This window comes from Erythrobacter donghaensis (assembly GCF_001557325.1).
GTDB classification, from domain to species: Bacteria; Pseudomonadota; Alphaproteobacteria; order Sphingomonadales; family Sphingomonadaceae; genus Erythrobacter; species Erythrobacter donghaensis_B.
This window is the reverse complement of the sequence record NZ_LSJS01000157.1, coordinates 1-5,853: the sequence shown is the minus strand read 5'-3', so window position 1 is coordinate 5,853 and position 5,853 is coordinate 1. Positions and strand designations below refer to the sequence as shown.

The following is a 5,853-nucleotide window of genomic DNA, read 5'->3' as shown; positions in this document are numbered from 1 at the left end:
CGGCTCGACCATGTTCCTCGACGCGGGCGAGCCGGTAACGGTCGACGACCTCTTGCTCGGCATCGCCAATGTCTCGGCCAATGACGGGGCGGCGGTGCTTGCGGAAGGCCAGGCGGGATCGGTCGCGGCGTGGACGGCGCTGATGAACCGGACCGCGCTCGGCATCGGGATGACCGGAAGCCACTTCGAAAGCCCCAACGGCTGGCCCGACGAAGGCCGCACCTTCACCACCGCGAGCGATCTTGTCGCGCTCGCCCGGGCGATGATCACCCGGCATCCGGACAAGTTCGGCTATTACATCGGCCGCGCCGGGCTCGATTACAAAGGCATCGCGCAGGTCAATCACGATCCGATGATCGGGCGGGTGCCGGGGGCGGACGGGATCAAGACCGGCTTCACCAACGAGGCGGGCTTCTCCTATCTCGGCACCGCGCGGCGGGGCGGCCAGCGGCTGGTTCTGGTGCTGGCGGGCGTGCCCAACGGGCGGCTGCGCGCGCGGGTCGCGCGGGCCTATGTCGAGTGGGGCTTCTCCGCCTTCGAGCGCCGCCAGATCTTTGCGCCGGGCGCGGTGGTTGGCGAGGCGCGGGTGCAGGGGGGCGATGCGCGCAGGCTTGCCTTGAAGGCCGCCGGGCGGGTTGCGATCAACCTGCCCAAGGGCAGCAACAGCCCGCTTGCGGCGACGATCCGCTACGAGGGGCCGCTCAAGGCCCCGATCACGGCCGGGCAGGAAGTCGCGGTGCTCGAAGTCACCGCCGAGGGCGTCGCGCCTGCCCGCATCCCGCTCTATGCTGCGGAAAGCGTCGGCACCGCCGGGCCGCTCGACCGGATCGTCAATGCGGCCATGGGGCTGTTCTGGTGAGCGGCGCAGACAGTAAAGGGGGGGCCCGCTTCATCGCCTTCGAGGGCGGGGAGGGGGCGGGCAAGTCGACCCAGGCGCGCCTGCTGGCCGAGGCCCTGCGCGCGCGCGGCCACACCGTTGTCGTCACCCGCGAGCCGGGCGGCACGCCGGGGGCCGAGGCGATCCGTGCGCTGCTGCTCGCGCCGCCCGGTGCCCCCTGGCCTCCGCAAGCCGAAGCCCTGCTCTTCGCTGCTGCCCGCGCCGATCACGTCGCGCACCTGATCCGTCCGGCATTGGCACGCGGCGACTGGGTGATCTGCGACCGCTTCGTGGATTCGAGCCGCGCCTATCAGGGCGGGGCAGGGGGGCTCGGCGACGATGCGATCACCGCGCTCCACGCCTTCGGCAGCGGGGGCCTGCGCCCCGACCGGGTAATCCTGCTCGAAGGTGACGAGGCGGCCTTGGCGGGCCGCCTGGCCGCACGCGGGAAAGCCGCCGATGCGATCGAGCGGCGTTCGGCGGACTACCACCGCGCCGTCGCCGCCGCCTTCCGCACCCTTGCCGAGGCCGATCCGCACGGCTTTGCGCGGATCGACGCTCTCGGGGCGCCGGAGGACGTCCATGCCCGCATCCTTGCAGCGCTCGGGGACATGCTCGCGTGAATGACAGGCCTGCGACCGACTGGCCCAACCACGCCGAAGCCTGGCGCGCCTGGCGCGATGCGCTGGGGGGCGAGCGGATGCATCATGGCTGGCTGCTCGCGGGAAAGAGCGGGCTGGGCAAGCGCGACTTCGCCATGGCCGCCGCGCGCGAGCTGGTGGCCGAGCCCGGCGTGCCGCAACCGGCGGGCGAGCACCCCGACATCATCACGCTCACCTATGGCCCCAAGGACGACAAGGGCGAGAAGGCGCAGGCCGAGGGCAAGCCCTTCGAACTCGCGCGCTCGATCCGGATCAAGCAGATCCGTGCGATGCAGCGCCGCCTGACCACCCGGCCGACGTTGGGGAGCCGCCGCGCGATCATCATCGATCCGGCCGATGACTTGGAACGCAACGCCGCCAACGCGCTCCTGAAGAGCCTCGAGGAACCGCCCGCGGGCACCTTCTTCCTGCTGGTCACGCATCGCCCGGCGCGGCTGCTGCCGACCATCCGCTCGCGCTGCCGCACCTTGCGCTTCCCGGTGCTGACCGACAGCCAATTGGGCGCGATGCTCCACGAGGCGGGCCTGCCCTCCGATGCGCAGGCGATCGCGGCGGCGGAAGGCTCGTTCGGCGCGGCGGTGCGTTTTGCCGCGGAGGATCTGGCACCCATCGCCCGCGTCATATCGGGCCTGCTGGCAGGCGGCGACAGCGGGATGACGGGCCGCGGCGAACTGGCCCGGCTGATCGGCCCGCGCGCCGGGCGCGAGCGGGTGCAGGCGGTGCTCGACCTCGCGCAATCGCTTGCCGCGCGCGCCGCGCGTGCCGCCGATGACCCGCTCCGCCGTGCCCGGCTGATCGACGCCCACACCGCGCTCGTCCAGCTCGCCGCCGAGGCGCCCACCGCCAATTTCGATCCCTCCCTGCTCCCCTTCGAGATCGGCAGCTTGCTTGTCGCCGCCGCCCCCGCTAGCGAACCGGCCCATGGCTGAGACGACCCCCTTCTACATCACCACCGCGATCAGCTACCCCAACGGGAAGCCCCATATCGGCCACGCCTACGAGGCGATCGCGGCCGACGTGATCGCGCGCTTCCAGCGGCTTTCAGGCCGCCAGGTGCGGTTCCAGACCGGCACCGACGAGCACGGGCTCAAGATGGCGCGCAAGGCCGAGGAGCAGAGCCGCACGCCCGCCGATCTCGCCGATGAAATGTCGGGCTATTTCCGGCAGATGTGCGATGCTCTCAACGTCTCCTACGACCGCTTCATCCGCACCTCCGAGCCCGATCACCACCGCGCCAGCCAGGCGATCTGGCAGGCGATGGAGGCTGCGGGCGATCTCTACCTCGATCGCTACGAAGGCTGGTACTCGGTGCGCGACGAGGCCTATTACGACGAGAGCGAACTCGTCGAAGGCGAGGGGGGCGCGAAGCTCTCCCCGCAGGGCACGCCGGTGGAGTGGACGGTCGAGGAAAGCTGGTTCTTCCGGCTTTCGAAGTATCAGGACCAACTGCTTGAATTGCTGAAGAGCCCCGGCTTCCTCGAACCGGCGAGCCGCCGCAACGAAATGATCGCCTTTGTCGAACAGGGCCTGCGCGACCTCTCGGTCAGCCGCACCAGCTTCGATTGGGGGGTGAAGGTGCCGGGCTCCGAAGGCCATGTGATGTATGTGTGGGTCGATGCGCTCACCAATTATCTCACAGGGCTGGGTTATCCCGAGGAAATGGGCGGGTATTGGCCTGCCAGTCTGCACCTTATCGGCAAGGACATCGTGCGCTTCCACACGATCTACTGGCCGGCCTTCCTGATGAGCGCCGGGTTGCCCGTGCCGCAGAAGGTGTTCGGCCACGGCTTCCTGCTCAATCGCGGGCAGAAGGAATCGAAGTCGCTCGGCAACGTCACCGATCCGCTCGAACTGGCCGAGCGCTTCGGGGTCGACGCCTTGCGCTACTTCCTGATGCGCGAGGTCGCCTTCGGACAGGACGGCAGCTATTCGCCGGAAGCGATTGTTTTGCGGGCGAATGCCGAGCTGGCAAACAGCTTCGGCAACCTGGCGCAGCGCACGCTGTCGATGATCGCGAAGAACATGGACGGCAAGTTGGAGGCCTTCGAACAGGCCGAGGCCGACGTTGCCTTACTGGCGACGGTCAGGATCGCTTGCGAAACCGAACTTCCGCGTGAATTCAACGATCTGAACTTCTCGGTTGGCATCGAAGCCTGGATGCGCGCCGTCTATGCCTGCAACCAGTATGTCGACGAGCAGGCGCCCTGGGGCCTCAAGAAGACCGATCCTGCGCGGATGAAGGCCGTGCTGCAAACCCTGTTCGTGGCGCTGCGCGACCTTGCCATCGCGATCCAGCCCGTGGTGCCGAGCAAGGCTGCGGCGCTGCTCGATCAGCTCGGCATCCCCGAGGGCGAGCGCAGCTATGCGGCACTCGCTGACACCGATTGGTTCAACCGCCTCGTCGCGAGCGGCTTCACCGTCGCTCCGCCGACCCCGCTGTTCCCCCGCCTCGAACTGCCCGCCGACGAGGCCGCGTGATGCTGGTCGATAGCCATTGCCACCTCGAGTACAAAGGCCTCGTCGAGGACCGCGAGGGCGTGTTGGCACGAGCGCGGGCAGCAGGAGTCGGCGCCTTCCTCAACATCTCGACCCGCCAGAGCGAGTGGGATCAGGTGGTCGGCACCGCCGCGCGCGAGCCCGATGTCTTCGCCAGCGTCGGCATCCACCCGCACGAGGCCGACGCCCACCAGGATCTCGGCCGCGCCGCCTTGCTGGAGGCGACGCGGCACCCCAAGGTCATCGCTATCGGCGAAACCGGCCTCGACTACTATTACGACAAGTCGGACAGAGAGGCGCAGAAGCGCTTGTTCCGCATGCATATCGATGTCGCGCGCGAGACGCAGTTGCCGCTCGTCATCCACACCCGCGATGCCGAGGACGACACCCACGCCATCCTCGCCGAGGAGATGGGGAAGGGGGCCTACCCTGCGCTGATCCACTGCTTCACCGCCTCGGCCGATTTCGCCGAGAAGGTGCTGGCGCTGGGGCTGACCATATCGCTCTCGGGCATCGTGACCTTCAAGAATGCCAAGGACTTGCAGGAGGTCGCCAAGACCATTCCTGAAGACAGGCTGCTGGTCGAGACCGACAGTCCCTTCCTCGCCCCGGTCCCGCATCGGGGGAGGGTGTGCGAGCCCGCCTATGTTTCGGACACCGCCGCCTTCGTGGCGGGAATGCGGGGAACGGATGTGGAACACCTCAAGCAGGTGACCACCGCCAACTTCTTCAACCTCTTCAGCAAGGCGGCGCTGTGAAGCTGGTGATGCTCGGCTCGGGCACCTCGACCGGGGTGCCGCGGCTGGGCGGGCCCGACGGCGCGGGCGACTGGGGCGACTGCGACCCGGCCGAGCCGCGGAACCGCCGCACACGGGTTTCGATCCTGGTCGAGAGCGACGAAGGCAAACGCCTGCTCGTCGACACCTCGTCCGACTGCCGTGCACAGCTGCTTGCCAACCGGATCGGCCATATCGACGCGGTGTTCTGGACGCATGACCATGCCGATCACTGCCACGGCATCGATGACCTGCGCGTGCTGCGATACGGTCGCGGCGGGCCGATCCCGGGGTTCGCGTCGCCGGACACCGTGCGGCGGCTGCGCAACCGCTTCGGCTATGTCTTCGCGGGGCAGGACGGCTATCCGACGATCTGCACCATCGACACGCTCGACCGCCTCAGGATGATCGCGGGCTTCGGGGTCGACTGGTGCCAGATGGCGCACGGCCCGGGCGAGACCACTGCCTACCGCTTCGAAGCCGATGGCAAGTCCATCGGCTATGCGACAGATTTCAGTGTGATTTCCGACGAGATGATCGACCTGTTCTGGAACATCGACATCCTCGTCAGCGATTGCCTGCGCCGTGACCCGCATCCGACGCACGCGCATCTCGGCATGGCAATCGAGCTGGGCACGCGCTGCAAGGCCGGGCGCGTGGTGCTGAGCCATCTCGACAAGAGCATGGACTACGCCGCGCTGTGCGCCGAGGTGCCGGATTTCGTCACGGTCGGCTATGACGGGTTGGAGATGGTTGCATGAATGCGAGCCTGACCGTGGCGGTGGTATCGAGCCTCGTATGGCTGCTGTTGATGGGCAGCGCCTTTGCGTCCTACCGGCTCGGCTGGGGGAAGACGATCAAGCTGGCGCTGACCTGGGTGGCGATCTTCGCCGGGCTCTACCTGGTGGTGGAGTGGTTCATGATCGCACAGGGCACCGCCTCATCGCTGATGTAGATTTTACATAATATATATTATCCACCTTGAGGACTGTAGGCGCTAAATAGAAATGACACCCCTCTGCTAGATAGAGATGACACCCTC

The 5,853-nt window shown here is 67.7% G+C and carries 7 protein-coding genes; all 7 read left to right on the top strand.

The genetic code is table 11. The features are described 5' to 3' along the window. The coding region (locus AX692_RS09145) for a D-alanyl-D-alanine carboxypeptidase family protein (protein WP_073977643.1) at positions 1 to 859 on the top strand (859 nt) is incomplete at its 5' end. Then, entirely contained in the window at positions 856 to 1,500 is a 645-nt protein-coding gene (gene tmk, locus AX692_RS09140) for a dTMP kinase (protein WP_073977381.1), read from the top strand. The genes AX692_RS09145 and tmk, both read left to right, overlap by 4 nt. Beyond that, a complete protein-coding gene (locus AX692_RS09135; RefSeq protein WP_073975330.1) occupies positions 1,497 to 2,468 on the top strand; it encodes a DNA polymerase III subunit delta' in 972 nt (323 codons plus the stop codon). Before tmk ends, AX692_RS09135 begins: the two co-directional genes overlap by 4 nt. Then, a complete protein-coding gene (metG, locus tag AX692_RS09130) occupies positions 2,461 to 4,017 on the top strand; it encodes a methionine--tRNA ligase (protein WP_073975331.1) in 1,557 nt (518 codons plus the stop codon). Before AX692_RS09135 ends, metG begins: the two co-directional genes overlap by 8 nt. Beyond that, complete coding sequence (locus AX692_RS09125) at positions 4,017 to 4,793, top strand: TatD family hydrolase (RefSeq protein ID WP_073975332.1); 777 nt, start codon at positions 4,017 to 4,019, stop codon at positions 4,791 to 4,793. Before metG ends, AX692_RS09125 begins: the two co-directional genes overlap by 1 nt. Then, entirely contained in the window at positions 4,790 to 5,572 is a 783-nt protein-coding gene (locus AX692_RS09120) for an MBL fold metallo-hydrolase (RefSeq protein ID WP_073975333.1), read from the top strand. Before AX692_RS09125 ends, AX692_RS09120 begins: the two co-directional genes overlap by 4 nt. Continuing rightward, positions 5,569 to 5,766: a hypothetical protein gene (locus AX692_RS09115; RefSeq protein ID WP_073975334.1), complete on the top strand. Its 198-nt coding sequence runs from the start codon at positions 5,569 to 5,571 to the stop codon at positions 5,764 to 5,766. The genes AX692_RS09120 and AX692_RS09115 overlap by 4 nt, the downstream gene beginning before the upstream one ends. Positions 5,767 to 5,853: the final 87 nt, after the last annotated feature.

Bases quoted from the DNA above. Each gene is read 5' to 3' on its own strand.
- metG (WP_073975331.1), top strand. From the start codon at position 2,461: ATGGCTGAGACGACCCCCTTCTACATCACCACCGCGATCAGCTACCCC.
- AX692_RS09125 (WP_073975332.1), top strand. From the start codon at position 4,017: ATGCTGGTCGATAGCCATTGCCACCTCGAGTACAAAGGCCTCGTCGAG.
- AX692_RS09115 (WP_073975334.1), top strand. From the start codon at position 5,569: ATGAATGCGAGCCTGACCGTGGCGGTGGTATCGAGCCTCGTATGGCTG.